Below are 25,606 nucleotides of genomic sequence, written 5' to 3' on the forward strand. Positions count from 1 at the left end.
GTCCGCCCCGCACGTCCGACCCGCCGCTCGTGGGTGCCCAGCGGGGTGGGGCCGAGCCACAGTTGCCAGTGCTCCGGGCGGGCGAGCCGGTAATCCAAGGGGTGCCGCTCGCGAACGGTCGAGGCGGCCTGGTCGAGGGCTTCGTCGGCCTGCTCTCGCAGTGCCTTGTGGTAGCGGCCCTCGTCGCAGGCGTGGAGCTCGCGAAGCGGGGGCGGAATCGCGTGCACCAGCCGCAGGGGGGAGCCCGCGCCGGTCGGCCACGCCGGCTGCCCACGCGACCCCCATGCGGTTGGTGGAGGTGGTGTCGATACCGAGAACCATCTGGCTGCGCGGATGGGCGGACGTCATGGCTCCTCCACGGATCCGGGGGCCAGTCATCGGAACCGGCCCTGATTCCACGCCAGGTACGGCGGTGGTCGGCCGCGAGGGCCGGTCGGCCCCACCATCCGTGGCCGGGGCGCGCGGAACCGTACGGCGGCCGACACCGACCCGCTGCCGATCCGATCGCCGGGAGCTGGGCGTTCATCCGGGCGCGGGCCGTCGCGAAAGGCTCGGCTCTGTTCCGGTTCGCCATGGGACAGGCATGCAGATGTCTGTGCAGGGTCCGTTCAGCGGTCGCTTCCCGGGACCTCAGGCGGCTCGTCCTCGGTACGGATGATCCGGCCCGTGACGGCCGTGGGCCGGATCCGCACCCATAGGTCGCGCTGCCCACCCGCCCACGGGTCAGGGCTACCGCGGCGGATGAGGTGCTCGATCGCCTCGGGCTCGTCGAACACGGCGGCATCGCCGGTCACGAGCACGCTCCAGCCGGTGCGCAAGGCCTCGTCGAGCCGGTCGACCTCGAAGGCGATCCGAATGCCCGGGGCGGCAGCGAGGAGGCTGTCGGTGGAGGTTCGGAAGAGTACGGTGCCGTCGAGCACCCGGTAGTTCACCGGGAGGACGACCGGGCCGTCGTCGGTGGTGAGAGCCACTCGCCCGATGCCGCCGGGTGCAAGTCGGCCCCAGCACTCCGCCGCCGACAGCTCGGTCAGCACGGCACGGGTCGAAGCAGCCCCCGAACCGGGCGGAAGGTCGAGATCGCCGCCGAGCAACAGGTCGACGGTAGTTCCGAGCGCGTCGGCCAGTCTCATGAGCGAACCGGCCTCGGTCGTGGACGGCGAGGATTCCAGGTACTCGAGGAATCCCTCGGCCATTCCGGCCCGGGCCGCCGCCTCCGAGCGACTGAGCCCGAGCTCCCGGCGTCGTCGGGCGATGCGGCGGCCGAGGTCGCCGGGCCGGGGCGGTTCGGCGGGTGGTGTTGTCGGGCGGTCGTGTCGCGGTCCGGGCGGCTCTCTGTCGGCGGGCTTCGTACACACGGTTGCCTCCTCGGTATCGAACACCGTGTAGGGGTGCGTTCCTGGCCCCGCGGGTTCAGCATCCGTCGTCTGTTGCTCTGGTGTGCAGGGCCGCGCGGTCCGCCGTGCGGCGCCCTCGAACCGGGCCCACCGGCCCTTCACACCCGGCACGGACGGCCGAGTGCCTGGAACTGCCGCGGCGGCGAGAGCGGCCGGCGCGCTCTCGATCTCCTGGTCATCGTAGAGCGGTTCGGCGGGCCGGTACTTCGACCATCCGTGGGTGTTGGCGTGGTCGGCCTCCTCACGGAGCAGGTGGGCGCTGTCACGCAGGATGAGCTCGGCGTGCGCGCGGTGTCGGGGGTGGTGAGCACGGGCCCCGGAACCCGTCGCGGACCAGCCGCGGAAGGTAGCCGCAGTGGTCGGGTGGGCGTGGGTGAGTACGACCGCCCGGCCGTCCGCGGGATCCAGCGGCAACGGGCGCCGGGGGCGGCGCAGCTCGGCCAGCCCCTGGAACAGGCCGCAGTCGATCCCGGGTTCGGTGTCGAGCGTGGACTCCAGCCCAGCGCCTGTGTCCATCGGGCCCTCCGATTGAGCCGATCGGCCCAAGCGCCGTCGAGACCGTGGGGCGCACGGTGGTGGTGAGGCAGAAAGTGCCCTCCGGCCAGGCCGAGGAGGCCGCGATGATGTACTGGAATGGTCATGGGATGAACGGCTGGGGTATCGGCCTGATGGCCGTGAGCATGCTGCTCCTCTGGGCGTTGCTGATCGTCGGTGTGGTGGCTTTGGGCAGGTACGTTGTGCAGGCCTCCGAGCACCGCGCCCTCCCGCCGAGCAGCGGCACACCAGCGCCCGAGCGCCCCACACCGGAGCAGCTGCTCGCCGTCCGCCTCGCGCGCGGCGAGATCGACCCCGACGAGTACGGTCGGCGCCTCGATGTGTTGCGCAACAACCCGCCTAGCGCCGACTGACGTGCGTACCCGGGAGACAGCCATGCCCATCACCCTCGCGTTGGACGGTGCGGCGCTGGAGAAACTCATCTCCGCTGCGGTCGCGGCCCCCTCGATCCACAACACCCAACCCTGGCGCTTCCGGCTCCAGCCGGACATCTCGACGCTTGAGGTGCGAGCCGCCCGTGAGCGGGGACTTCCGGCAGCCGACCCGCAGGGGCGGGCGATGCACATCTCCGTCGGCGCGACCGTGCTCAACCTGCGTGTCGCCGCGTGGCACCTCGGGTGGGAACCGACGGTGGGACTGCTGCCGGACCCGGCCGAACCCGACCTGTTCGCCGCCGTAGGCCTGGACACCCCCGCGGCGGTCCGGGCACCCGGTACGGAGCAGCTCTACGAGGCGATCTGGCACCGCCACTCCGTCCGCACCCCCTTCACCGGGGCACCGATCCCGCCGGTCGTCCTCGACGAACTCGTGGCCGCCGCCCGTACCGAAGGTGCCGTCCTCCACCGGCCCGGTCACGAGGAGACCGACCGGCTGCTGGAGGTGACGGCCGAGGCCGAACGCCGCACCACCGCCGACGAGGCGCAGCGCACCGAGAGCCGCCGGTGGATCCGCAGCGGGAGCGTGCCCCCGTACGGCATTCCCGCGAGGGCGCTCGGCCCGCAGGATCGCGCAGGACACCTGCCCATGCGGGACTTCGCGGCTCTCCGCGCCACTGGCCACCGGGCTCCTGCCACGTTCGAGCGCGAGCCGTGCATGGTCGTACTCGTCACGGAGAGCGACCGCCCCGAGGACTGGCTGCGGGCCGGGCTGGCCTTGGAACACGTCCTCCTGACCGCCACCGTCCACGGCGTGCGGGCATCGTTGCTGCACCAGGCGATGGAATGGTCGCACCTGCGCTGGGCGGCGGGAGAGCCGCACCAGAGCGCGGGTCACGTCCAGATGCTGATCCGGCTCGGGTACGGGCCGGAGGGCGCTCCCACGCCCCGCCTGGCGGTCGAGGAGGTCCTCGACCCGTAGACCCAGGGTTCCAGCAGCGGGACGCGCCACTCCCGAGCTGTGCCGACCCAGGACCGTTCGCCGAAGGCAGAGCGGAACGTTCACCACGGCCCACCGGTCGAGAGGAGTGAACACCACAAGCAGGGGAGCCGACGAGATGCAGGATGCCTACGACCGCTTTGCGAACGCCGGGGACGACGGCGCCCTCAACGTCGCGCTGTTCCGGACCCGATCCCACAGCTTCCGGCGAACCGAGGAGCCCCCCGTGAACCACATCCCCGACTTCGACGCCGTGCGGCGGGCCGACCCTGTCGCCGTCGCACGCCGGATCGCCGATCGACAACGCCAGCTCGGCCTGACCGAGGAGGAACTGGCGTACCGTGCGGCCATGGCGCCGCAGTACCTGCGGCACCTGCTGGCCACGGGGCCCGTGTTCGACCCGGCGGCGCTCGTCCGGATCGCGGCGGTGCTCCGAACCACCTGGCCGGTCCTGCTGGAGGGCCGGACCGACGCACCACCGGGCCAGGCGGAGGCCGGGGAGCACCCGCTACTGTTCCACCTCACCGTGCCCGAGTGCTGGGACCTGATGGGTACCCGCGGCATCGGCCGGATCGCCCTGAACACCCAGCCGGGGCCGGCCGTCTATCCGGTCAACTACGCCGTTGACGCCCGAACGATCGTGTACCGCACAGCGCCGCGCGCTGCCGACCCGCCCGACGCCTCGCCCGTTTCGTTCCAGGTGGACCGCATCGACGACCAGCTGAGCCGGGGCTGGAGCGTGCTCGTTCTCGGTCAGGCCCGCCATGTGGTCGACCTGCACGAGCAAGAGCGGCTCGCCCAGCTACCCGGAGCCGTTCCGTGGGCCGGCGGCGACCGTCCGCTCTGGGTGCGCATCCGTCCGGACGAGGTCACCGGCCGCCGCATCGGCCGCGGGTGAACGATGGGGCAGTGCGTGCGGGAACCCGAGCCGTCGAGGCGCTGCGGCAGGGCCGTCAGCCCCGGTCGCGCGCGGCCGGTCGGGTCGGCCCGGCAGGTGGGGCCGACCGGCCCCGTGCGAGATCGGCGGCTTCGGCGGAGCATGGGTACGGAACCGGCTGCCGGAGAATCCGATGGACCGCTGTGCACCCGCGGACGGCATCGGTCACGAGACTGAGGACAGCCCGATGGACAGTTCGACACCACCTGTAGAGCTCGACGAACACGGTCTCGGCGCGCTCGTCGACGCACTGGTGCAGCGGGGACACACCGTGGTCGGACCGACCGTCCGCGACGGTGCCATCATCCTTGCCGAACTGGCTTCGGCGGACGACCTGCCCCATGGCTGGGGCGTCGAAGTCGAGGCCGGCACCTACCGGCTGCGCCGACGGGACGACCGGGCGGCCTTCGCGCACTCGGCCGGCCCGCAGTCCTGGAAGACGTTCCTGCACCCACCCCGGGCCCGGCTGTGGCAGGCGGACCGTGCCGAGGACGGCACCGTCACCGTCACCGAGGACGACACCCCGCCTCCGCGGTACGCCTTCCTCGGCGTGCGGCCCTGCGACCTGCGCGCCGTCGCCGTCCAGGACCGCGTACTGACCGGGGGCACCTACACCGATCCGGTGTACGGGCCGCGCCGCGCCGGCGCGTTCATCGTCGTCGTCGAGTGCACCGAGCCCGGCGGGGTGTGCTTCTGTGCCTCCATGGGAACCGGTCCGGGTCTGCAGGACGGTGCGGCGTACGACCTGGCGCTCACCGAGACGGTGGACGCGGACGGCGGTCTCCACTACCTGATCCGGCCCGGAAGCCCGGAGGGCGAGGAGGTCCTGGACGAACTCCCGGTCAGCCCCACCGACGACGAACCCGCCCGCCGGGCGGTCGCGGAGGCCGCCGGGCGGATGGGGCGCGACATGGACGCGTCCGACCTCCGCTCACTGATGGCCGGGACGATGACCGCCGAACGCTGGAACGACGTCGCGGACCGCTGTCTGACCTGCGGAAACTGCACCATGGTCTGCCCGACCTGCTTCTGCACCACGACCGAGGAGGTCACCGACCTCACCGGTGACCACGCCGAACGCTGGCGGCGCTGGGACTCCTGCTTCGACCTCGACTTCTCCTACCTGCACGGCACCGGGCCGGTGCGCTCCTCGGCCCGAAGCCGGTACCGCCAGTGGCTCACCCACAAGCTGGGCACCTGGTACGACCAGTTCGGATCCTCCGGGTGCGTCGGCTGCGGACGCTGCATCGCCTGGTGCCCCGTCGGCATCGACATCACCGAAGAGGTCACCGCCCTGCGAACCGAGGCCGCCACGACAGGGGAGGCGCCATGACGCACGCGATGACCCCGGTCTCCTACCGCGTAGCGGGCCGCCGCCGGGAGACCGCCGACACGGTCACGTTGGACTTGGCCCCCGCAACTGCCCCGGTGCGGGCGTTCCGGCCCGGGCAGTACGCGATGCTGTACGCCCTCGGCGTGGGTGAGATCCCCGTCTCCGTCAGCGGCATCGCCGATGACATCCTGAGCCACACCGTGCGCGCGGTCGGCAAGGTCAGCGAGGCGCTGTGCCGCGCAGAACCCGGTGAATGGGTGGGCGTCCGCGGTCCCTACGGAACGGCATGGCAGGCGCCGCCCGCGGGCAGCGACGTGCTGGTGGTCTCCGGCGGTATCGGACTCGCCCCGCTCCGCCCGCTGATCGAGGAGGTCCTCGCCCGGGCTTCTGAGCTCGGCGCCGTCTCGGTGCTCACCGGGTACCGCGAACCGGGTGAGCAACTGTTCCTGTCCGAGGTCCCGGTCTGGCGGACCCGTGCAGAGGTCCTCGTCACCGTGGACCGCGCCGAGCCCGGCTGGCGGGGCGCCACCGGGCTGGTCACCACCCTTCTGGACGGCGCCGACTACCGCCCAGACCAGTGCAGCGCCTACCTGTGCGGGCCGGAACCGATGATGCGCGCCACTGCGGAGGAACTCCTGCGCCGGGGCGTCGCCGCCGGCCGGATCCGCCTATCGCTGGAACGCAACATGCGCTGCGCCACCGGCTGGTGCGGGCACTGCCAGCTGGGACCCGTGATGGTCTGCAGGGACGGGCCGGTGTTCGGCTGGGACCACGCCGAGGCCCTGCTGTCTCTGCCCGAGCGATGAGGCGGTGGGCACCGTGACGACCCCTCGCATGGCCGTGTGGAAGTTCTCCTCGTGCGACGGTTGCCAGCTCACCCTGCTCGACTGCGAGGACGAGCTCATCGACCTCGCCGGGACGGTGGAGATCGGCTACTTCCTGGAGGCCACGAGCCGCGTACTCCCCCCGCCCTACGACCTGTCACTCGTCGAGGGGTCCATTGCCACCGCAGCCGACCTGGAGCGGATCCGGAGGGTACGCGAGCAGTCCAAGTACCTGGTCACCATCGGTGCATGCGCCACCGCCGGCGGTGTCCAGGCCCTGCGGAACCTGGTCGGCCTGCCCGAGTACCAGGCCGTCGTCTACGCCCGGCCCGAGTACATCGACAGCCTGGACGAGTCCACGCCGATAGCCGCACATGTGCCTGTCGACCTCGAACTGCGCGGATGCCCGATCGACAAGCGCCAGCTCCTGGAAGTCGTCACGGCCTACCTGGCCGACCGGAAGCCCGACATCCCCACTCACAGTGTCTGCTTCGAGTGCAAGCTACGCGGCACCACCTGCGTCACCGTCGCCCACGGCACTCCGTGCCTCGGCCCGGTCACCCAGGCAGGCTGCGGCGCACTGTGCCCGGCCTACGGACGCGGCTGCTACGGCTGCTTCGGCCCGATGGAAACCCCCAACACCCGCGCCATGCTTCCGCTGCTGCGCCGAGACGGTATGACGGGGCCGGACGTCGCCCGCCTCTACCGGACCTTCAACGCCGAGGACCCGCCGTTCGCCGAAGCCGCCCACCGGGCCGACGAGGAGACCGAATGACCCACCGCACCAACCGACTGCTCACTGTCGGCGCGCTGGCCCGCGTCGAGGGCGAAGGCGCGCTGCACGTCTCCGTGCACGACGACGAGGTCGAGGCCGTACGGCTGGAGATCTACGAACCCCCTCGCTACTTCGAGGCCCTGCTGCAGGGCCGCCGGTACACCGAGCCGCCCGACCTCACCTCCCGGATCTGCGGCATCTGCCCGGTCGCCTACCAGATGAGCGCCTGCCGAGCAGTGGAGGACGCCTGCGGGGTCACCGTGGACGGTCAACTCGCCGAGTTGCGACGGCTGCTGTACTGCGGTGAGTGGATCGAGAGTCACACCCTGCACATATACCTGCTCCACGCGCCGGACTTCCTGCGTATGCCGGACGCGCTGGCCTTCGCCCGCACCGATCCCGCACCGCTGCAGCGCGGGCTGCGGCTGAAGAAGGCCGGAAACGAGATCGTCGAGATCCTCGGCGGACGGGCCATCCACCCGGTCAACGTCCGGCTCGGCGGCTTCCACCGCCTGCCCACCCGAGCGGAACTCGACCACCTGGCGTCCGTCCTGCGGCAGGCGAGGACGGACGCCGAGGAGACCCTCGACTGGGTGTCCGGGTTCGACTTCCCCGAACTCGCCGTCCCGCACGAACTGCTCGCGCTCACCGAACCGGACCGCTACGCGATCGACTCCGGCACCCCCACCGGTACCGTCGCCGGAGCTTTCCCGCTGCGGGAATTCGAGCACCGGGTCCGGGAACACCAGGTGCCGCACTCCACCGCGCTGCACGCGACCCTGGACGGTCGGCCCCACCTCACCGGACCGCTCGCGCGCTGGAACCTCGGCAGCGAACGGCTCCCGGCCGAGATCCGCGGCCTCGCCGCGCAGGCCGGCATCGGCCCCCGGTGCTCCAACCCCTTCCGCAGCATCGTGATCCGTGCGGTCGAGGTGCTGTGGGCGGTCACCGAGGCACAACGCATCATCGAGAAGTACGAGCCGCCGCCCGCCCCGGCTGTCCCCGTACCGCCCCGGGAGGGCGTCGGCCACGGTGCCACCGAGGCCCCGCGCGGGCTGCTCTACCACCGGTACGAACTCGATCGGCAGGGCATCGTCCGGAAGGCCGTCATCGTCCCGCCCACCGCCCAGAACCAGGCCGCCATCGAAGCCGACCTGCGGGCGTTCATCCGCCCCAGACTGGACCTGGACGACGAGGAACTGACCCGCCAGTGCGAACAGGCGATCCGCAACTACGATCCGTGCATCTCCTGTGCGGCCCACTTCCTCACCCTCACCGTGGACCGGAGCTGACATGGCCCGCGACCGCATCGTGCTCATCGGCGTCGGCAACGAGTACCGCCACGACGACGGCGCCGCCCTGGCGGTCCTGGCCGAACTGACCGCCGCCGGGGTCGAGGCCGACCGGATCGCCCTGTGCGACGGCGAACCCACCCGCCTGATGGAGTTGTGGGAGGGAGCGGACCTCGCCATCGTGCTCGACGCCCTCCGCAGCCACCCCGGGCAGCCGGGCCGGATCCACCAGGTCGCCGTACTACCGGACCTCCCGGACGGCCTGCTGAACGAGGCGGCGGCAGCGGGAACCCACGGCCTGGGCATCGGCCACGGTATCGCCCTGGCTTCCGCGCTCGGCCGCCTGCCGGGCGAGCTGATGATCATCGCGGTGGAGGGCGCCGACTTCACCCTGGGCCAGGGCCTCAGCCCGGCCGTCGCCGCTGCCGTCCCGCACGCCGCCGACCGGGTGCGAGACAAGCTCGCCGCCCACAGAGTTCGGCGGGGCGACCCCTGAAACGCTGATCCCGGCACGATTCACCAAGGTCTGCGGGCCCGTCGCCCGCCACCGCACATCCAGCGGGCTGCAAGGGCTGCCCGGTGGGCGGCCTACGAACCTGGCGGCCATGGGGCCGCAGAGCCTGCGCCGACTGCTCGGCACCCGCCTGGGCAAGGTCGAGTCGATCCGGGCCCGGTCGGCTGGAGTCCCCCGGACCCGGTCGAGCGGCTGTCCGACCTCGGGGTCGAGGGAAGGTTCTGCAGCGCGTCCGGCCTCTGGGTGAGTCGATCTCCGCTCGGGTGTCCCACCCGAGCTTCCTGCGGTCCGGTGAGTCAGAAGCCTTGCGTACGGTGCGGCCAGGGGGGCTTCCGTGTCACGGCTGCGCGGATGAGGCCGTGGCCGTCGCGGTGGCCGCAGCCCGGAACAGGCCGGGGTGGGCCTACAGGTCGTCACCGGATGGGCGTGGGTGTGAGTCAGGCCTTCTTCACCACGCTCGACTTGAGCTGCACGGCGCCGAAACCGTCGATCTTGCAGTCGATGTCATGGCCGTCGACACCGTCGACCAGACGGATGTTGCGGACCTTGGTGCCGGCTTTGATGCCTGAGGGGCTGCCCTTGACCTTGAGGGCCTTGACCACGGTCACGGTGTCGCCGTCGCTGAGCACGTTGCCGACCGCGTCCTTGACGACCCGCTCACCGGCTGCGCCGGTATCGGCCGCGCCTTCGGAGGCTGCCCATTCGTTACCGCATTCCGGGCAGATCATCAGCGCGTCCATCTCGTAGGTGTACTCGCTGGAGCATGCAGGACACGCGGGCAGGTTGTCACTCATGAAGCCAGAATATCCGACCACCTGCTCCGCCCCCGGGTGCCGCCCACACGAGTATCTGCAGGTGGAAGCGGATTCGAGCGGACGTCGACGGCGGCGCGCGCGCCGCGCAGGGACCTGCTGGCCGGGCTGACAGTGGCGATTGCCGCACTGCCGCTGCCGCTTGGCTTCGGCGTGGCCTCCGGCGCGGGCGCCGGCCTGGCGATCGCGGTGGTGGCCGGGAGGTTGGCCGATGGCTCGACCTCGATCGCGGCCGGCAGTTCACGCACCGGGAGCGGGCCGTCCTGGAGCAGTTCGAGGACCCTGATCCGGACAGGGTGGCCGACTCCTCATCATCGCGGTTCGACGCCAGCCCGCGGTGCATCGGTGTCGGCCGCGCGCTACCAGGGTGCAGTCTGTGGCCCCGCCGGCCGGTGGTGGACGGGCCGGAGCTCGGTGGCGTCCTTCGACCTCAGGGCCGGAGGTGGTTCAGGGTGAACTCGGGCATGGCGTAGGGGCCGGCTTGTGGTGCCAAGGGGTCGGCGGGAAGGTGTGCTCCGGGGATGCCCGCTGCGTGCGGTTCGGCGTCGTCCACGGGGCGGTAGTCGAGCTCCGACTCCGTCGGCAGGCGCCAGAAGCGGCGGGTGTTGGCGGAGACGGCGTACACCGTCGCGAAGCGGGTGATGGATGGGGCGCCGAGCGCGGCCCGGGCGTAGCCGACGGCGTCGCGCGGGCTGAGCCAGGTCGCCAGGTGCCTGGGTTCCGTGGGTGCCGGCTCGAAGCTGCCGATGCGCAGGGAGATCACCGACAGTCCGAACTTGTCCGCGTAGAGCCGGCCCAGGGCCTCGACGGCGACCTTGCTGACCCCGTACAGGCCGTCCGGGCGCGTCGGGTCCTCGGGGCCGGTGAGGTGTCCGACGGGGTGGAAGCCGGTCACACGGTTGCTGCTGGCCAGCACCACCCGTTGGATTCCCGCGCGCCGGGCGGCTTCCAGGACGTTGTGCGTGCCCAGCACGTTCGCTTCCAGCAGGTCGGCGAGCGGTGCTTCGTCCGGTACGCCGCCCAGGTGGAGCACCCGGTCCACTCCCGCGAGTGCGGACTCCACCGCGACCGGATCCCGCAGGTCGACGGTGTGGGCCACCTCGTTGGCCGCCTCCGGCCGCAGCGGAACGCGGTCGAGCAGGACCAGCCGGGTCACTTCGCCCCGGAGGGCCTCCCGCACCACGGATCCAATGTTCCCCGCCGCACCGGTGACCGCCACCGTTCCCAGGCCCACTGCGCGCCTCCCCTGATCTCGACGACTCTTCGACCACGTCCGGACGGTGATCCTGTCACCTCCGCGGCCCCCGCGCGAGGGCTTACAGCCGAGCACCTCCGAGCAGCTGAGGGCCTCGGGGTATCGTCGGCGAATGCCTCCCCGGATCCATGTGGTGTCCGTGCCCGGGGACCGGCCGGGCGACCCCCTGTTCGCCCTGGTCGACCCGACTGGGGCGCTGCTCCGCCCCCGGACCTCGCCGAGGTCCGGACGTTCGAAGACGACGGTGCAGGCGGACCCGTGGCGCCCGCCCGTGCCGCAGGCGGTTGTCGGGGATATCTGGACCACGTCGGCCCGTGGCGGGCGGGACCCGGGCTGGACGAGGCCAAGCGGCTCGCGTCGGCCGGGGGCCTGGCACGGTTCCGCCGAGGGACGGCTGGGGGTACGTCGACGGGCTCGGGCAGGTGGTGATCGAGCCCTTCTACCGTGCGGCCGAGGCGTTCTCGTGCGCCTTGCCGCCGGCGCCCCCGGCTGCGCAAACTGGGAGACAACCGGTTGTTTCGGAGGGTGCCCGTGGCAACTCACCCGCCTGTCGGACGCCCCGCGATGCCCGACCCGTGGATCCTCCGTTACGAGGGCTTCGACCCGGACGAGGAGGGGCTGCGGGAAGCTCTGTGTGCCGTCGGCAACGGCTACGTGGTGACCCGCGGTGCCGCCCCGGAGGCGGTCGCCGACGGCGTCCACTATCCGGGGACGTATCTGGCCGGTTGCTACGACCGCGCCGCCTCCACGGTCGCGGGGTGGACGATCACCAACGAGGACCTGGTCAACTGTCCGAACTGGTTGCCGCTCGACTTCCGCGCCGAGGGCGGGGACTGGTTCGCCGGGCCCCCGGCAGAGCAGACCTTGGAGCTTGACCTGCGACGGGGTGTGCTCACCCGGACCGCTTTGGTGGTGGACGACCACGGTCGGCGCACCCGCCTCGTCCAGCGCCGGTTCGCCAGCCAGGCGCAGCCGCACCTGCTCGCGCTGGAGAGCACGTTCACACCGGAGAACTGGTCCGGCCGGCTGGAGCTGCGAGCGGCGCTCGACGGAGCCGTCGCCAACACCGGTGTCGCCCGCTACCGGGGATTGACCGAGCGCCACCTCCTCCCCGTCGGGCGGGGCGTCGACGAACACGGGCTGCTCCGGCTGGAGGTCGAGGCCGCCAACTCGCCGCTGCGGATCGCCCTCGCCGCCCGGATCCGGACCCGCCCCGGGTCGGTGTCCGTCAGCACGGAGGAAGACGACGGCCGGGTCGCTGAGGTCCGGGCGCTGGACGTCCGGCGCGGGCAGCCGGTCACCGTCGAGAAGGCCGTGGTGGTGCACACCTCCCGCGATCCGGCCATCGAGACCCCGCTGGGAGCCTCCCGGCTGCTGGCGCTGCGGGCCGGTGGGTTCACCAAGTCGCTCGCCGAGCACACGCTCCGCTGGAGGCAGCTGTGGTCGCGGTGCCGGCTCGACGCCGACTTCGACGGCGCGGGCCCGATGCACCTGGCCCTCTTCCACCTGCTGCAGACCTGTTCCGAGCACTCCGCCGACCTGGACGTCGGCGTCCCGGCCCGCGGACTGCACGGCGAGGCGTACCGGGGGCACGTCTTCTGGGACGAACTCTTCGTCCTCCGGCTGCTCGACCTACGCTTCCCCGAACTCGCCCGTGCAGTCCTCCGGTACCGCCACCGCCGCCTGGATGCAGCCCGGCAGGACGCCGCCGCCGCGGGGTTCCGCGGCGCGATGTACCCGTGGCAGAGCGCGAGCGACGGCCGGGAAGAGTCCCAGCGACTGCACCTCAATCCGCTGTCCGGCCGGTGGCTGCCCGACCACAGCCGCTTGCAGCGACACGTCGGCTCCGCGGTCGCCTACAACGTGTGGAAGTACTACCAGGCCACCGGCGACCTGGACTTCCTCGCCACCGCCGGCGCCGAGATGCTGCTGGAGATCGCCCGCTTCTGGTCGTCCGCGGCCGTGCACGACCGCGACCGCGGGCGCTGGTCGATCCGCGGCGTCCTCGGTCCCGACGAGTACCACGACGCCTACCCCGGCGCCGACCGGCCCGGGCTGGACGACAACGCCTACACCAACGTCCTCGCCTCCTGGGTCCTCGCCCGCGCCCTCGACGCCTTGCAGGTCCTGCCCGGCCGCAGACGCGGGGAGCTACTGGAGCGCCTCGCCCTGGACGCCGCTGAACTCGACCGCTGGCACGAGGTCGGCCGGCACCTGTACGTGCCGTTCCACGAGGGTGTGCTGAGCCAGTTCGACGGCTACGAACGGCTGGCGGAACTCGACTGGGCGTCCTACCGCCGCCGCTACCCCGACCTGCGCCGGCTCGACCGGATCCTGGAGGCCGAGGGCGACACCGTCAACCACTACAAAGCCTCCAAGCAGGCGGACGCGACGATGCTCTGGTACCTCTTCTCCGCCCGCGAGGTCCGTGACCTGCTACGCAGGCTCGGCTACCCGGCGCCGCACGAACTCTTCCGGCGGACCACCGGCTACTACCTCGGACGCACCGTGCACGGCTCGACGCTCAGCTCCGTCGTCCACGCCTGGGTGCTCACCCGTTCCGACCGCCGCGCGTCGTGGCGGCACTTCCGCGACGCCCTGGTCGCCGACCTCCAGGACGCCCAGCACGGCACGACCGCGGAAGGGATCCACCTCGGGGCGATGGCCGGGGCAGTCGACCTGCTCCAGCGCTGCTACACCGGCCTGGAGGTCCAGGACGACGCACTGCGGCTCGACCCGCACCTGCCTTCGGCCCTCGGCCGGCTGGAACTGGAGCTCAGCTACCGGGGCCGGCGCGGCATCGTGATCGACGTCGACCACCGCTCGACCACCGTGAGCCTGCCGGAGGACGGGAACGCGCCGGTCCTGATCCGCTTCCGCGGGGTGACGGCCACGGTGCGCCCGGGCGCCTCCCGGGTCTTCTGGCACTGAGCCCGGGCTATCGACGGTGGGACCAGAGCGGCTCCACCCGCTCCCAGTCGGGCTCCCAGATCCGCTCCGCCCGCCGGTTCACCGCGCGGAGCAGGAGCGCGTACCCGCCGATCGCGAACGCGGCGAGGCCGGTCGCCGCTCCGAGGCCGACGGCGCCGGCGTCGGCGAGGACGGGAGCGGCGCCGCGTGCCGCGGCCGCAGGAATCCCTGCATCGCCCAGGTGGATCTTCACGGCTGTCCCGGCGGGTGTGCCGGCCGGTACCGTGATCGTGCCGCTGCCCGGCCCGACGGGGTGGTCCCAGCGCGCCACGGCATGTGCGCGAAGGCCACCGGAGCGCGCATCGTCCCTTTGGGCCGGGCCGACGGTCGTCGCGGTGACGGCGTGGCGGTGGCGGGACTTCTCCTGCTCGGCGTGCGACTCGGCCTGGAACGCCAGCGCTCCCGTCACGGCGCCGACCGCTGCCGCGGCCGCGAGGAGCAGGGCGAGTGCGAGCGCGAGGCGGCTGCGGGTCCGGTCGACTGCACGGCAGAGCGGGTTCCGGTCCAGGCCCAGGGACCGGTGCGCGTGGGTGCGGAGGGACGTGTGCGTGGCCGGGTGCCGTCGCGTGCTCATGGCGCGCCTCCTGCGGTCGGGCCGGCTGCCGCCGGCCGTGAGCCCATTCTTCCGGTGCGGGCGACCCGGGCGCAGGGCCGGGCGGACCCCTGGGGCAGGGCCTTCCGGCCCGTACCCGCCCGCGGCGGAGCGGACGCCGGAAGGCAGGGCTCGACGCGGAGGAGCGCGGACGCGTTCCCGAGCCGGGTCGTTCGGCGTCCGTGGGGGTCCGAACGGCCCATGTCCGAGTCGTTCCCGGCTGCCAGGCTGGTGGTGACGGGGTGGAAATCGAAAGGGGACAGCCATGCACGCCGTGATCGTGTACGAGAGCATGTACGGCAACACACGGGAGATCGCCGAGGCCGTTGCCGAGGGCGTCCACGCGTCCGACCCGGCAGCGGAGGTGGACTGCCTCCCGGTGGCCGAGGCCGGGGCCGACGTGACCCGGTCGGCGGACCTCCTGGTGGTGGGCGGGCCCACTCACATGCGCGGCATGTCCTCCGGCCTCAGCCGCCGGATGGCGGCCTCGGCCGAGGCCAGGAAGGAGGGGCATGAGGCCGCCGCGGACGAGGCGCGGGAGACCGCTGCGGGACCGGGACTGCGCACCTGGTTCCACCACCTGCCGGAGAGCGGGGCCGGAACGCATGCCGCCGCCTTCGACACCCGGGGCGCCGGCACGGGCAGTGGCGGAGCCGCTCCGGGCATCGCCCGTCGACTCGCCCACCACCGCTACGACGTCGTCGCCGAGCCCGAGGGCTTCGTCGTCGAGGGCGCCGACGGTCCGCTCCGCGACGGCGAACTCGACCGCGCTCGCGCCTGGGGCGCCCGCCTGGTGTGACGCCGCACCCGAGGCGGAACGGTGCGGGGAGCAGCGGCGGCGGAGCCCTGCAGCCCGCGCGACAGACAGCCGAGTCACCGGGGCCTCACCTGCGCTCACGGGCCGGACTGTTCAGGGGCCCAGGGGCGGCCCGTGGAAGGTGACCGGCCGCTCGTGGGAGCCAGGGGCCGGCTCCAGAGGGACCCTGGTGGCGAACCGGACGGCGGAGACCGCATCGAGGAGGTGGCCCCGATAGGCAGGATCAGGATCGTCAAGCGCCCGGGCGGCCGTCCGCGGCCGCGGCCCCGCTCGACCTGCGCACCGCGTTCGGCCGTCCGATGCCCTACTGAGGTTCCGTGCCGAGTCGTCGCTGATCCGCACCCGCCGTCCTCCGGGTCCGAAGCTCCGTCGGTCCGCGAAGTGGGGGCCGAACGGCCCTGCCCCTGGCCTCCGACGCGACGGCAGAGTGGTGGGGACGGAGCCCTCGCTGCGCCCGCCGCTCCGCGGGGGCACCCTGCGAACGCCCTTGGGGGCTGCCATGCGCCGTGTCATCCACTTCCGGAACCTCGGTCGGGAGGACGTCGCCTTGGTCGGCGGCAAGAACGCCTCGCTCGGTGAGCTGATCACCGCGCTGCGCCCGGCCGGAGTCCGGGTCCCGGACGGCTACGCCACCACCGCCGACGCCTTCCGCGAACTGCTGGACAGCGCCGGACTCCGAGTTCTGATCGCCGAGCAGGTCGATCGTCTGCACGACGGGGCACCGCTCCCCGAGGTCGGCAGTGCCGTCCGGTCCGCCCTCCTCGCCACCCCCCTGCCGGCCGCCCTCGAACGCGAGATCGTCGCGGCGTACGAGCGGCTCGGGCGGGAGAGCGGCCGCGACGATCCCGATGTCGCCGTGCGCAGCAGCGCGACCGCCGAGGACCTGCCCGAGGCCAGCTTCGCGGGCCAGCAGGAGACCTTCCTCAACGTCCGCGGTGCCGATGCGCTGCTCGCTGCGTGCCGTCGCTGCTTCGCCTCGCTCTTCACTGACCGGGCGATCGACTACCGCGAGCGGATGGGCTTCGACCACCTCTCCCTGGCGCTGTCGGTGGGTGTCCAGCTGATGGTCCGCTCCGACCTCGCCGGGGCCGGTGTCGCGTTCACCCTGGACACCGAGACCGGGTTCCCCGGAGTGGTCGTGATCAGCGCGGCCTGGGGTCTGGGCGAGACGGTGGTCAGTGGTCAGGTGGATCCGGACGAGTACACGGTGTTCAAGCCGGTGCTCAAGGACCACCGGCTCGATCCGGTGATCCGGGTGCAGCTCGGTGCCAAGCGCCGGAAGGCCGTCTACGCCGAGAACGGCGCCACCCGGACCGTCGATACCGACGCCGCCGAGCGGGCCCGTCAGGTGCTCGGCCCCGGCGACATCCGTACACTCGCCGAATGGGCGGTGGCGGTGGAGGAGCACTACGGCTGCCCGATGGACCTGGAATGGGCGAAGGACGGGCTCACCAAGGACCTGTTCGTCGTCCAGGCCCGTCCGGAGACGGTGCAGTCGCGCCGCGGTGAGGTGCTCCGCCGCTACCGCCTCACCGGCACGGGCGAGCGCCTGGTGGAGGGTATCGCCGTCGGCGAGGCGATCGGGGCGGGACCGGTGTGCGCGCTCGCGGAGCCGACGGAGCTGGAACGGTTCCCGCAGGGCGCGGTGCTGGTCACCTCGATCACTGATCCGGACTGGGAGCCGCTGATGAAGCGGGCCGCCGCGATCGTGACCGACCACGGTGGACGCACCTCGCACGCCGCGATCGTCAGCCGCGAACTGGGCGTGCCGGCGGTGGTCGGCACCGGTTCGGCCACGGCCGTGCTGGCGGACGGACAGGCGGTGACGGTCTCCTGCGCCGAGGGCGCGGACGGGCACGTGTACGCGGGCCTGCTCGACTTCGAGACGACCGAGACCGACCTCGGTTCGCTGCCGACCACCCGGACCCAGGTCATGCTCAACCTGGGCGATCCGGGCGCTGCGTTCCGCTGGTGGAGCCTCCCGGCGGACGGGGTGGGGCTGGCCCGCACCGAGTTCGTGGTCGCCCACCAGGTGCGTGTCCACCCGATGGCGCTGGTCCACCCGGAGCGGCTGTCCGCCGAGGACCGGAGGCGGGTCGACGAGCTGACGAGCGGCCATGACGACCGCACCGAGTACTTCGTGGAGGGCCTCGCGCACGGTGTGGCCCGGATCGCCGCGTCCCGCTGGCCCGACCCGGTGGTGGTGAGGACCAGCGACTTCAAGACCAACGAGTACGCCCGGCTGATCGGGGGCGCGCCCTTCGAACCGGCCGAGGCCAATCCGATGATCGGCTGGCGCGGTGCGAGCCGCTACTACGACCCCGGGTACCGGGACGGCTTCGCTCTGGAGTGCCGGGCGTTGCGCCGGGTCCGGGACGTTTTCGGGTTGACCAACGTCGTGGTGATGATCCCGTTCTGCCGCACCCCGCAGGAGGCCGATCGGGTGCTCGCCGTGATGGCCGACAACGGACTCGCCCGGGGCGAGAACGGCCTGCGGGTGCACGTGATGGCGGAGATCCCGGCCAACATCCTGCTCGCCGAGCAGTTCGCCGAGCGCTTCGACGGCTTCTCGATCGGCAGCAACGACCTGACCCAGCTCACCCTGGGCGTCGACCGCGACTCCGCTGTGCTGGCCCACCTCTTCGACGAGCGCGACCCGGCCGTCACCCGCAGCATCGAGAGCCTCGTCGCCACCGCCCATGCGGCGGGCCGCCACGTCGGCCTGTGCGGGCAGCGCCCGAGCAACGACCCGGGGTTCACCGGCTTACTGGTGCAGGCGGGCATCGACTCGATCTCCGTGACCCCGGACAGCTTCGCCGCCGTGAAACGGGCAGTGGCTGCCGCGGAGGAGCACGGGTAGGTCCGTCCCGGACTCGTGCACCTACGTCGGCAGCTGATTCGACGTGCCGGCGGACGGTGACGGCGGCAGTGCGGACACCTGTGGAGGGACCCGCCGCCCGTCCCGTCGTCGACGGTGTGCTTCACCGCTCCGCTGCGGGGGTCTCCGGGGTGCCTGCCCGGTACGGCTGTCGGAGGCGGCGCAGGTACGGGACGAAGGGGGGCCTCGGTTCCAGACGGATCCTGGCATCCACGCAGACCACGCCGTCGGGTCGGGCGATCATCGGATTGAGGTCGGTCTCGGCGAGCTGCGGCAGGTCGACGGCCATCCGCGAGAGGCCGGTGAGCGTCCGGGCCAGGGCCGGCCCGTCGACGGGTGGGCCACCGAGGCCCCCGAGCAGCAGGGGTGCGCCGCGCAGTTCGCCCACCATGGTGTCGAGGTCTCGCTCGGTCAGCGGCGCCAGGCGCGCCGTGCGGTCGTCCAGTACCTCGGTGGCGGTGCCACCGAGCCCGAGGACGACCAGCGGGCCGAAGACCTCGTCCTGGACGACGCCGGCGAGCAGTTCGATCCCGGGAGCGGCCATCGGCTGCACGACGGCTCCGGTCATCCGTGCGCCGAACCGCTCGGCGAATCCGCGGTACGTGTCGCGGACCTCGCTGTCGTCGGCGAGTCCGGTGCGGACCGCTCCGGAGGCGCTCTTGTGGACCTGCCCCTCCCAGTACGCCTTGAGAGCGACCCTTCCGTCATGGCCGAGCGGTCGCAGTGACCGGGCCGCGAGGACGGTGCCGCTCTCGTCGGCTGCCCACAGCTGCCTCGTGAGCGGGAGCCGGTAGTACTCCAGGAGGCGGGCGGTCAGCTCCGGGTCGAGCCACCCCCCGTCCGGGTGTGCCGCAAGGTAGCGGTCGACCAGGTCCCGGGCCCGCTTCGGGTCGCAGCCCTGCGCACGTGCCTCGGGGCTCGGCGGTTCGGCAAGCCGCCGCGCCCGGTCCCGAGCGTGGGCGAGTGCCAGGGCGGCGGACCTCGGGTCGGCGTAGCCGGGCAGCAGCCCGCCGTCGGCGCCGTGGAGGTAGCCGACCGGGATCTGCTGTCCGAGCTGGACGACGGCGATCGGGACCCTTCGGCGGGCGGGGCCGTCGAGCAGGGCCCGCACCGGGTCCTCGCGAGGGTCGATGGTCAGGGCGGTCGGGGCCAGACACACGACGACCGCGTCCACGTGCTTGCTGCGGACCAGCAGCTCGATGGCGGACCGGAGTGCGCCGCGGCCGACCGCGGCCGTGGTGTCCACCGGATTGGTGGCGCCGGCACCGTCGGGCAGTACGGAGCGGAGCTTCGCGCTCAGGTCCGGTGGCAGCCGGGGCACGCTCAGGCCGGCGTCGACGCACGCGTCCGCGGCCAGGATGCCGATGCCGCCGGCGTTGGACACCACCGCCACCGCGCCGCGCACGCCCGGTAGCGGTTGGGCGTGCAGGAGCGCGGCGGTGTCGACCAGCTCGGCGATGCTCCGGGTCGCGGTGATGCCGGCCTGCCGGAACAGGGCCTCGCGGGTGACCGTCGGCGTTGCGGCGGCTGCGGTGTGGGAGGCGGCCCCGCGCCGCCCCGCGGTCGAGCGGCCGGCGTCCACGGTGAGCACCGGCATCGCCCCGGTGACCCGGCGGGCGGTGCGGGCGAAGGCGCGGGGACTGCCGAACGATTCGAGGTGCAGCAGTGCCAGGTCGGTGCGCCCGTCGCTCTCCCACCACTGCAGCAGGTCATTGCCGCTGACGTCGTACTTGTCGCCCAACGACACGAAGCTGGAGACGCCGATGCCCAGCCAGGCCAGCCGTTGCAACAGTGCGATGCCCACCCCGCCGGACTGCACGGCCACCCCGGCGGAGCCCGGCAGCGGGTAGGCGCCGCCGAACTCGGCGTCCAGGCGGATGGCCGGGTCGGTCTGTGCGATGCCCAGGCTGTTCGGCCCCACCAGCCGGATCGAGTGCTCGCGGCAGGTGTGCATCAGCTGGCGGGCGGTGTCGGCGTCCAGGCCCGAGGTGAGCACGACGAGCGCCCGCACACCCGCCTGCCCGCACTCCCGGGCCGCGCCCGCGACCACCGAGAGTGGAACGGCCAGGACGGCGAGATCCGGCACGCCGGGCAGCGCGGTGAGCGCCGGGTAGGCGGGCTCGTCCGCAATCCGTTCCGCACGGGGGTTGACCGCCCACAGGTCCCCGGTGAAGCCGCCTTCCCGGATCCTCCGGAACACTGCCTGCCCGACCGATCCGGGCCGGCGCGAGGCGCCGACGACAGCGACCGATCGCGGCCTCAGGAGAGCAGCCAGGCTTGCGACGCCGGCGGCCCGGCCCCGGACCTCGACGGCGTCGCGGTAGTGCTCGTCGGCCTCGTCCAGCTCCACACGCACGCGGACCTCACCGCGGTCCAGGCGGCGGTGGACGGGCAGGCCGAGATCGGTGAAGACCCGGTGGACGGACCGGTTGCCGGCCAGCGTGTCGGCCTCGAACGTACGGACGCCGTTCTCGCGGGCGACGTGCACCAGGTGTTCGACGAGAAGCGTGCCGACGCCCCGGTGCTGCCACGCGTCGGCGACCGCCATGGCCAGTTCGGCGGTGTCGACGCGGTCAGGCTCGACCTCGTAGTCGGCCTCTCCGACGAGTTCGGCGCCGACCCAGGCTCCGAGTGCCAGGAAGCCGGGGCGGGGAGGCCCGCACAGCCGGTCGGCCGCGAGTGAGGGCGCGCGGCGGCTGACGCCGAGGAAGCGCATGCGGCGGCTCTCGTCGGACATCCCTGCCATGTGCAGGTCGAGGACGGCAGGGTGGTCATCCGCACCGAGGGGACGGATCACAGCGGTCGAACCGTCCGCCAGAAGGGCCTCGACGGCGGGTGGCGGGTGCTGGACGCCGGGCATCGACGGCTCCCTCGTTCGTCGGGTGTTCCACCTCCACGATCGGACGCCGTCCAGTTCCGCGAACAGGGCCGATCGACCCCGAGGAAGGGTCGGCTGTCGGCTGTCGGGTCGGGCTCGTACCCGACCGGCCGATCGCTGTCGGTTCTGCTGGCGGAGCCGGCGTCCTGCGTGCACCGTGGATCTCAGGGGGGTCGACGCGACGCGAGGAGTGGGCAGAGGATGGAACCCGACAGCCAGGAATCGCCTCCCCGGGTGGTGGTCGGCCTGGACGGCTCGCCGTCCTCGCAGGCCGCCCTGCGGTGGGCCGTGCGGTATGCAGGATTGATCGGCGGGGTGGTGGACGCCGTGACCGCGTGGGAGTTCCCCACCCAGTACGGGTGGTCGGCGCCTGCGGTCGACCCCGATCTCGACGTGAGCGTGGCGCACGCGCGGCTCGCCGAGGAGCTGCGGGAGGTCTTGAGCGACCAGGCGGCCGCGGGCGTCCGCCCGCACGTGGTGCGGGCCAACCCGGCCGAGGCGCTGATCGACGCGGCCGCCGACGCTGAGCTGCTGGTGGTGGGGAGCCGGGGCCGGGGAACGTTCACCCGGGCGATGCTCGGCTCGGTGAGCCAGAGGTGCGCCCTGCACGCTCCGTGCCCCGTCGTCATCGTACGGCCGGAGTGATCCGGGAGAACCGTCGCCATGATCCGCGGTGCCCCGGGGCGGGGCCGGCCTCGTCGGCGGCCGCGACCGGTACCGAAGGACGTCATGGGATCCGGCCCGGGACCCGGGCCGGATCCCGGCGCGGCGGCAGGAGGCCAAGGTGCCCGCAGCGGCCTGTTTCGGCGGATCGCCGAGCGCGATCAGGCCGAGCAACTGCAGGCCGGTCTCCGCCTCCGTCCGCCCGCGTGGGGTGCCCGATCCGCGGGGTCGGGGCGGTCACGGGCGGGGTCCGTCAACCGGCGTAGAGATGCGGTTCGGCGCCGAGGCCCCCAGTGGCGGAGTCACCGTGCCGGTAGTGGTGGACCCGTGCGTCGGGCCCGGGGAAGTACTCCGTCACCCGTCCGTCGTCCGACCAGCGAACGTCGTAGGGAGGGCTCCCGTCGGGGTGGTGCAGACCGACGATCTCCCCGTCCCGCCGGGCCACGCCGGGCCGGGTGCCCTGGACGATGATGCGGTCCCCCAGTGCGGCCTTCATGACGCCCTCCAGGTGTCACTCGGTACGGGGCGGGCGGCGACCGTCCCGCAACTTCCATGGCACCACGTTCGACTTGGGTCGGCACGGGCCGAACGGCCCTGCTTGCGGACACCGCGCCCCCGGCCGCCCCGGCGCACGCACGCCGACGGGGCGGCAGCGCCGATCGACCCCGGGTACAGGGTCGACGCTTCCGCACCGAGCGGGCCGGTGGGTCCAACAAACCCCCACCCACCGGAGCTGCTCCAGCGGGAGTGAACTGCCCGCGCCGCGTGCTGCACCAGACCGTCGACCACCGGGCGCAGTGCGTCGAGCGGGATCTCTGCAGGGGAACTCCGCTGTCCGGCCATCCTCATGACCATTCGGCCGGCTTTACGGCGGCTCACCGCAGGAAGGGATGCCGCAGTAGAGGGCCTTCTCGGTGCCCGGCGTCGGCGGACGGTGGTGAACCGGCTCGGTATTCGTCGATTAACCGGAACGGCAGGGACCTGTGCTCGGCAGTGGCGGTTCAGCAGTCGGGGTCAAAATCGCGGCTGGCTCCGGCCGGGAGTCTTTGACGAACGGGTTCCGCTGACGTCGGTGATCGGTATGTTGTGGGCGAGGCAGTTGGATGCGAAGAAGTGGCGAAGGCTGTAGATGACCATGCCGTCGGGGATCTCGACGACGCCGTCGTTCTTGATCCGCCGCCACTGGCTTTGCATGACGTGGTACGGCATCGGCCTGGCCAGGTCACGCGGGTGGCGGAGCAGATAGCCATTGACCGTGCCGTACGTGTCGGCGTACCGCTTGATGGAGCGCTTGACGGGGACGGCGAAGGGGACGTCACGGTAGTCGCCGGCCTTGCGGTGCTTGAGCGGCGCGTAGTCCTTCGTGGTCTGGTTGACCTGTTCGGTGATCCGGTACACGCCGTCAGCCACGATGTTGTTGATGTTCACAGCCAGAGCCTCGCCGTTGCGCATGCCGCGGCCGCTCATCAGATCGACGCGCAAGCCCACGGGCTCCGCCCCGTTCCGAGCTCGGGCGTCCGGGAGATCGTGCGACGGTCAGCACCGGCGCGCCCTGTGGTGCCGCATGGGAAGGCAGTTCTCCGACGCCGCCTGGGCGCGGTAGGTCAGCCCGAGCACGTGCTTCTGGGTGGTGACTCCCATGGCCGACCTCGCCTGATTGCCCATCAGGTGAGGTCAGCAAGAAGTCAGCATCGACCCGAGTACGCCCTCACACACACGCACACACCTGAGAGCCCGACCCGCTGCGTGCGGACCCCGAACCACCCTCGCGGGAGCAGTCAGCAGGCCACCCCTGCTCACGCCGGTTGACCGCCACGACCCTTTACTCACACCCTTTCATCCCGATATCATCCATTTACCGGATGGTCGACATGTCTCTGCGCGATCGGTCAGGACGGCAGGGTGACCGACTGGGCGTGGTGGAAGACGTTGCGCTCGTCCCAGATCCGCTTGGTGCGCTGCAGGCGGGCGTAGTTCTCCTTGTAGTACAGGCGGGGGTAGGCCGGGTCGCGGTCCGCGGTGGTGCCGAGGTCGACGTCCGGGTAGTTGACGTAGGCGCCGTCGGTGTCGGCGTTGCCGCCCTTCGGGTTGATCTCGGGGATGCCTCCGGTGGCCTGGTAGACGTCCTGGTAGAGGTCGGCCAGGTAGGCGAGGTGGCCGTCGTCGGCGGCGGGGTCGGTCCAGTAGGTCTGGTACTGGAGCTTCATGATCGAGTCCCGCTGGGGAACGGCCGTCTCGGTGGGGCCCTTGGTGTTGATCCGGCAGCCGTAGGAGTCGACCTGCACCAGGGTCTGGGTGAGGTCGAGCCCGGGGACGTCCTTGGTCAGCCACGTCCACAAGGCGTCGATGTGGACGTCCGTGAACGGTGTGCGGTGGTAGGCCGACTTGTACTTGCCGCGCTGGTTGTCGCCGGAGCCGTTGAGGGTCATGGTGGCCTGGAACCAGGGCAGTCGGCGGCGCTTGTCGGGGTACGGCAGGAAGAAGCCGGCGGCGCTGTGGGTCTGCATGGTGGCCTTGGTCGTCATGCCGCGTTCGAGGGAGTCGAGGAACTCGTCCAGCGGGGCGACGTCCGCGCCGTCCCACTGGCTGAGCAGGACGACGTTCCCGTTGCTGTGGTGGGTGAGCTTGAGCAGGGTGAAAAGGCCCTGGTAGACCGGCTCGTCCGGGCCGCTGTGCCGGGCGAGGAAGTCGCCGTAGTTCTTCAGCAGGGTGCGGAAGTCCTCGGGGTTCGCGAGCAGGTCCGCCCAGGGCCAGGCGATGCTGCTGAGCCAGACCTGCGGCGGCGGCTGGGGGATGCTGCGCGCGAAGTGGTAGCGCAGGACGACCCCGAAGTTGCCGCCGCCCCCGCCGGTGTGGGCCCAGAAGAGGTCGCGCTCGGGCGAGCCCTCCGGGTCCTTGCGGTGGGCCCGGGTCACCTCGACCCGCCCGTCGCGGACGGTCGCCACGTCGACCTGGACCAGGTGGTCGACGGTGAGCCCGTGCCGCCGGGAGAGCAGCCCGTACCCGCCGCCACAGATGTGGCCGCCCGCGCCGACGGAATAGCAGGAGCCGGCCGGGATCGTGACGCCGAATTTGCGGAACAGGGTGGTGTAGACGTCCCAGTTGGTGGCCCCGCCCTCGACCGCGTAGGTGGCTCCGCCGAACTTGTCGCGTCCTTCGTCCACACCGTTCATGGTGCTGAGGTCGAGGATGACGCCGTCGTCGTTGTCGACGAAGTTCTCGTAGCAGTGGCCGCCGCCGCGCACCGTCGGCCGCTTCCCCGCGGTGAGCGCGGCGGCCAGCGACCAGACCGCGTCGGGCTCGCCGCCGACCAGGCGGATGGCCGACGGCGTGCTGATCCAGCGCTGGTTGAACCCCTGGCTGAGCGTCCGGTACCGGGGGTCGCCGGGCAGCACGGACTGCCCCTCGGGCACCGTGTCGGCCCTGGCCGCACCCGCCGACAGCCCGAGCGGACCGAGCGAAGCCCCGCCGGCGGCGGCGATTCCGGCACTGCCCAGAAATCCTCGGCGGGACACTTCCCCATCGCTCACGGCGACATTCCTCTCGGTCCGAACCATTGCCTTCCGCCGCACGCTAACACGGGTTTCCCGGGATTCATTTCCACCCCAAATAAGTGTGACAGTACGCAATTTCGGACCCCGCGGAAATCCCACCCCGCCCGGGAATCGCCACCCGGCCCCGGGGAGGTCCGGGTCTCCGCACCGCGTCCCGGCCCGGCGGCCGAAACGCCCGCGCCGCCGCCG

At 72.2% G+C, this 25,606-nt stretch carries 20 protein-coding genes and 1 pseudogene; 12 read left to right on the forward strand and 9 right to left on the reverse strand.

Annotated features, from left to right (window positions below; translation table 11 throughout):
• Positions 1-608: 608 nt before the first annotated feature.
• Entirely contained in the window at positions 609-1,253 is a 645-nt protein-coding gene (locus ACWGB8_RS10310; RefSeq protein WP_452212181.1) for a helix-turn-helix domain-containing protein, read from the reverse strand.
• Positions 1,254-1,972: 719 nt separating this feature from the next.
• Here ACWGB8_RS10310 and ACWGB8_RS10315 point away from each other — a divergent pair.
• The 8 genes from ACWGB8_RS10315 (at position 1,973) to ACWGB8_RS10350 (ending at position 8,980) form a co-directional block, all read left to right on the forward strand.
• Positions 1,973-2,302 carry an SHOCT domain-containing protein gene (locus ACWGB8_RS10315; RefSeq protein WP_452212149.1) on the forward strand — a complete coding sequence of 110 codons (330 nt, stop codon included), beginning with the start codon at positions 1,973-1,975 and terminating at the stop codon, positions 2,300-2,302.
• 22 nt (positions 2,303-2,324) lie between these two features.
• On the forward strand, positions 2,325-3,305 hold the full coding sequence (locus tag ACWGB8_RS10320; RefSeq protein WP_452212151.1) for an Acg family FMN-binding oxidoreductase: 981 nt from the start codon (positions 2,325-2,327) through the stop codon (positions 3,303-3,305).
• A 244-nt stretch (positions 3,306-3,549) separates the two neighbouring features.
• The gene (locus ACWGB8_RS10325) at positions 3,550-4,221 is read left to right on the forward strand and encodes a pyridoxamine 5'-phosphate oxidase family protein (protein WP_452212153.1); all 672 of its coding nucleotides are present in this window, start codon (positions 3,550-3,552) and stop codon (positions 4,219-4,221) included.
• Positions 4,222-4,447: 226 nt separating this feature from the next.
• The gene (locus ACWGB8_RS10330) at positions 4,448-5,593 is read left to right on the forward strand and encodes a 4Fe-4S dicluster domain-containing protein (RefSeq protein ID WP_452212154.1); all 1,146 of its coding nucleotides are present in this window, start codon (positions 4,448-4,450) and stop codon (positions 5,591-5,593) included.
• Positions 5,590-6,399 (forward strand): FAD/NAD(P)-binding protein, encoded by an 810-nt coding sequence (locus ACWGB8_RS10335; RefSeq protein WP_452212156.1) that lies wholly within the window; start codon positions 5,590-5,592, stop codon positions 6,397-6,399. Before ACWGB8_RS10330 ends, ACWGB8_RS10335 begins: the two co-directional genes overlap by 4 nt.
• Before the next feature lie 28 nt (positions 6,400-6,427).
• The gene (locus tag ACWGB8_RS10340; protein ID WP_452212183.1) at positions 6,428-7,192 is read left to right on the forward strand and encodes an NADH-quinone oxidoreductase subunit B family protein; all 765 of its coding nucleotides are present in this window, start codon (positions 6,428-6,430) and stop codon (positions 7,190-7,192) included.
• Positions 7,189-8,484, forward strand: coding sequence for a Ni/Fe hydrogenase subunit alpha (locus ACWGB8_RS10345; protein WP_452212157.1), 1,296 nt, complete (start codon positions 7,189-7,191; stop codon positions 8,482-8,484). The genes ACWGB8_RS10340 and ACWGB8_RS10345 overlap by 4 nt, the downstream gene beginning before the upstream one ends.
• Position 8,485: 1 nt before the next feature.
• Entirely contained in the window at positions 8,486-8,980 is a 495-nt protein-coding gene (locus ACWGB8_RS10350) for a hydrogenase maturation protease (protein WP_452212159.1), read from the forward strand.
• Between the two features lie 455 nt (positions 8,981-9,435).
• Here ACWGB8_RS10350 and ACWGB8_RS10355 read toward each other — a convergent pair whose 3' ends face one another.
• From ACWGB8_RS10355 to ACWGB8_RS10365, 3 genes and pseudogenes are all read right to left on the reverse strand, one after another.
• Entirely contained in the window at positions 9,436-9,792 is a 357-nt protein-coding gene (locus ACWGB8_RS10355; RefSeq protein WP_452212161.1) for a zinc ribbon domain-containing protein YjdM, read from the reverse strand.
• A gap of 217 nt (positions 9,793-10,009) precedes the next feature.
• Positions 10,010-10,115: pseudogene (locus ACWGB8_RS10360) on the reverse strand (transcriptional regulator); the annotation flags it as partial.
• Positions 10,116-10,240: 125 nt separating this feature from the next.
• Positions 10,241-11,044 carry an NAD-dependent epimerase/dehydratase family protein gene (locus tag ACWGB8_RS10365; RefSeq protein ID WP_452212163.1) on the reverse strand — a complete coding sequence of 268 codons (804 nt, stop codon included), beginning with the start codon at positions 11,042-11,044 and terminating at the stop codon, positions 10,241-10,243.
• Between the two features lie 585 nt (positions 11,045-11,629).
• Here ACWGB8_RS10365 and ACWGB8_RS10370 point away from each other — a divergent pair.
• Positions 11,630-13,996 carry a glycoside hydrolase family 65 protein gene (locus ACWGB8_RS10370; RefSeq protein ID WP_452212164.1) on the forward strand — a complete coding sequence of 789 codons (2,367 nt, stop codon included), beginning with the start codon at positions 11,630-11,632 and terminating at the stop codon, positions 13,994-13,996.
• Between the two features lie 7 nt (positions 13,997-14,003).
• On the opposite strand, the gene ACWGB8_RS10375 is transcribed toward ACWGB8_RS10370, so the two are convergent.
• Positions 14,004-14,609 (reverse strand): Rv1733c family protein, encoded by a 606-nt coding sequence (locus ACWGB8_RS10375; protein WP_452212166.1) that lies wholly within the window; start codon positions 14,607-14,609, stop codon positions 14,004-14,006.
• Between the two features lie 283 nt (positions 14,610-14,892).
• Here ACWGB8_RS10375 and ACWGB8_RS10380 point away from each other — a divergent pair, with 283 nt between their 5' ends.
• Both ACWGB8_RS10380 and ppsA read left to right on the forward strand, forming a co-directional pair.
• A complete protein-coding gene (locus ACWGB8_RS10380) occupies positions 14,893-15,426 on the forward strand; it encodes a flavodoxin family protein (RefSeq protein ID WP_452212168.1) in 534 nt (177 codons plus the stop codon).
• Between the two features lie 517 nt (positions 15,427-15,943).
• Positions 15,944-18,304 carry a phosphoenolpyruvate synthase gene (ppsA, locus tag ACWGB8_RS10385; protein WP_452212169.1) on the forward strand — a complete coding sequence of 787 codons (2,361 nt, stop codon included), beginning with the start codon at positions 15,944-15,946 and terminating at the stop codon, positions 18,302-18,304.
• Positions 18,305-18,425: 121 nt separating this feature from the next.
• Here ppsA and ACWGB8_RS10390 read toward each other — a convergent pair whose 3' ends face one another.
• Positions 18,426-21,182, reverse strand: coding sequence for a bifunctional acetate--CoA ligase family protein/GNAT family N-acetyltransferase (locus ACWGB8_RS10390; RefSeq protein ID WP_452212171.1), 2,757 nt, complete (start codon positions 21,180-21,182; stop codon positions 18,426-18,428).
• A gap of 219 nt (positions 21,183-21,401) precedes the next feature.
• Between ACWGB8_RS10390 and ACWGB8_RS10395 the strand changes: the two genes are divergently transcribed.
• A complete protein-coding gene (locus ACWGB8_RS10395) occupies positions 21,402-21,845 on the forward strand; it encodes a universal stress protein (protein ID WP_452212173.1) in 444 nt (147 codons plus the stop codon).
• A gap of 271 nt (positions 21,846-22,116) precedes the next feature.
• Here the strand turns inward: ACWGB8_RS10395 and ACWGB8_RS10400 are convergent, their stop codons facing one another.
• The 3 genes from ACWGB8_RS10400 to ACWGB8_RS10410 all read right to left on the reverse strand — a co-directional run bounded on the left by ACWGB8_RS10400 (position 22,117) and on the right by ACWGB8_RS10410 (position 25,393).
• Positions 22,117-22,359 carry a DUF1918 domain-containing protein gene (locus ACWGB8_RS10400; RefSeq protein WP_452212175.1) on the reverse strand — a complete coding sequence of 81 codons (243 nt, stop codon included), beginning with the start codon at positions 22,357-22,359 and terminating at the stop codon, positions 22,117-22,119.
• Positions 22,360-22,877: 518 nt separating this feature from the next.
• The gene (locus ACWGB8_RS10405; protein WP_452212177.1) at positions 22,878-23,345 is read right to left on the reverse strand and encodes a hypothetical protein; all 468 of its coding nucleotides are present in this window, start codon (positions 23,343-23,345) and stop codon (positions 22,878-22,880) included.
• 407 nt (positions 23,346-23,752) lie between these two features.
• Positions 23,753-25,393 (reverse strand): FAD-binding oxidoreductase, encoded by a 1,641-nt coding sequence (locus ACWGB8_RS10410; protein ID WP_452212178.1) that lies wholly within the window; start codon positions 25,391-25,393, stop codon positions 23,753-23,755.
• Positions 25,394-25,606: the final 213 nt, after the last annotated feature.

The sequence above is a fragment of the Kitasatospora sp. NPDC054939 genome, from assembly GCF_053610105.1.

Coding starts and splice junctions, on each gene's coding strand:
- ACWGB8_RS10330 (WP_452212154.1), top strand. CDS start 4,448: ATGGACAGTTCGACACCACCTGTAGAGCTCGACGAACACGGTCTCGGC.
- ACWGB8_RS10395 (WP_452212173.1), top strand. CDS start 21,402: ATGGAACCCGACAGCCAGGAATCGCCTCCCCGGGTGGTGGTCGGCCTG.
- ppsA (WP_452212169.1), top strand. CDS start 15,944: ATGCGCCGTGTCATCCACTTCCGGAACCTCGGTCGGGAGGACGTCGCC.
- ACWGB8_RS10400 (WP_452212175.1), bottom strand. CDS start 22,359: ATGAAGGCCGCACTGGGGGACCGCATCATCGTCCAGGGCACCCGGCCC.
- ACWGB8_RS10320 (WP_452212151.1), top strand. CDS start 2,325: ATGCCCATCACCCTCGCGTTGGACGGTGCGGCGCTGGAGAAACTCATC.
- ACWGB8_RS10335 (WP_452212156.1), top strand. CDS start 5,590: ATGACGCACGCGATGACCCCGGTCTCCTACCGCGTAGCGGGCCGCCGC.
- ACWGB8_RS10380 (WP_452212168.1), top strand. CDS start 14,893: ATGCACGCCGTGATCGTGTACGAGAGCATGTACGGCAACACACGGGAG.
- ACWGB8_RS10370 (WP_452212164.1), top strand. CDS start 11,630: ATGCCCGACCCGTGGATCCTCCGTTACGAGGGCTTCGACCCGGACGAG.
- ACWGB8_RS10345 (WP_452212157.1), top strand. CDS start 7,189: ATGACCCACCGCACCAACCGACTGCTCACTGTCGGCGCGCTGGCCCGC.
- ACWGB8_RS10350 (WP_452212159.1), top strand. CDS start 8,486: ATGGCCCGCGACCGCATCGTGCTCATCGGCGTCGGCAACGAGTACCGC.
- ACWGB8_RS10340 (WP_452212183.1), top strand. CDS start 6,428: ATGGCCGTGTGGAAGTTCTCCTCGTGCGACGGTTGCCAGCTCACCCTG.
- ACWGB8_RS10375 (WP_452212166.1), bottom strand. CDS start 14,609: ATGAGCACGCGACGGCACCCGGCCACGCACACGTCCCTCCGCACCCAC.
- ACWGB8_RS10390 (WP_452212171.1), bottom strand. CDS start 21,182: ATGCCCGGCGTCCAGCACCCGCCACCCGCCGTCGAGGCCCTTCTGGCG.
- ACWGB8_RS10355 (WP_452212161.1), bottom strand. CDS start 9,792: ATGAGTGACAACCTGCCCGCGTGTCCTGCATGCTCCAGCGAGTACACC.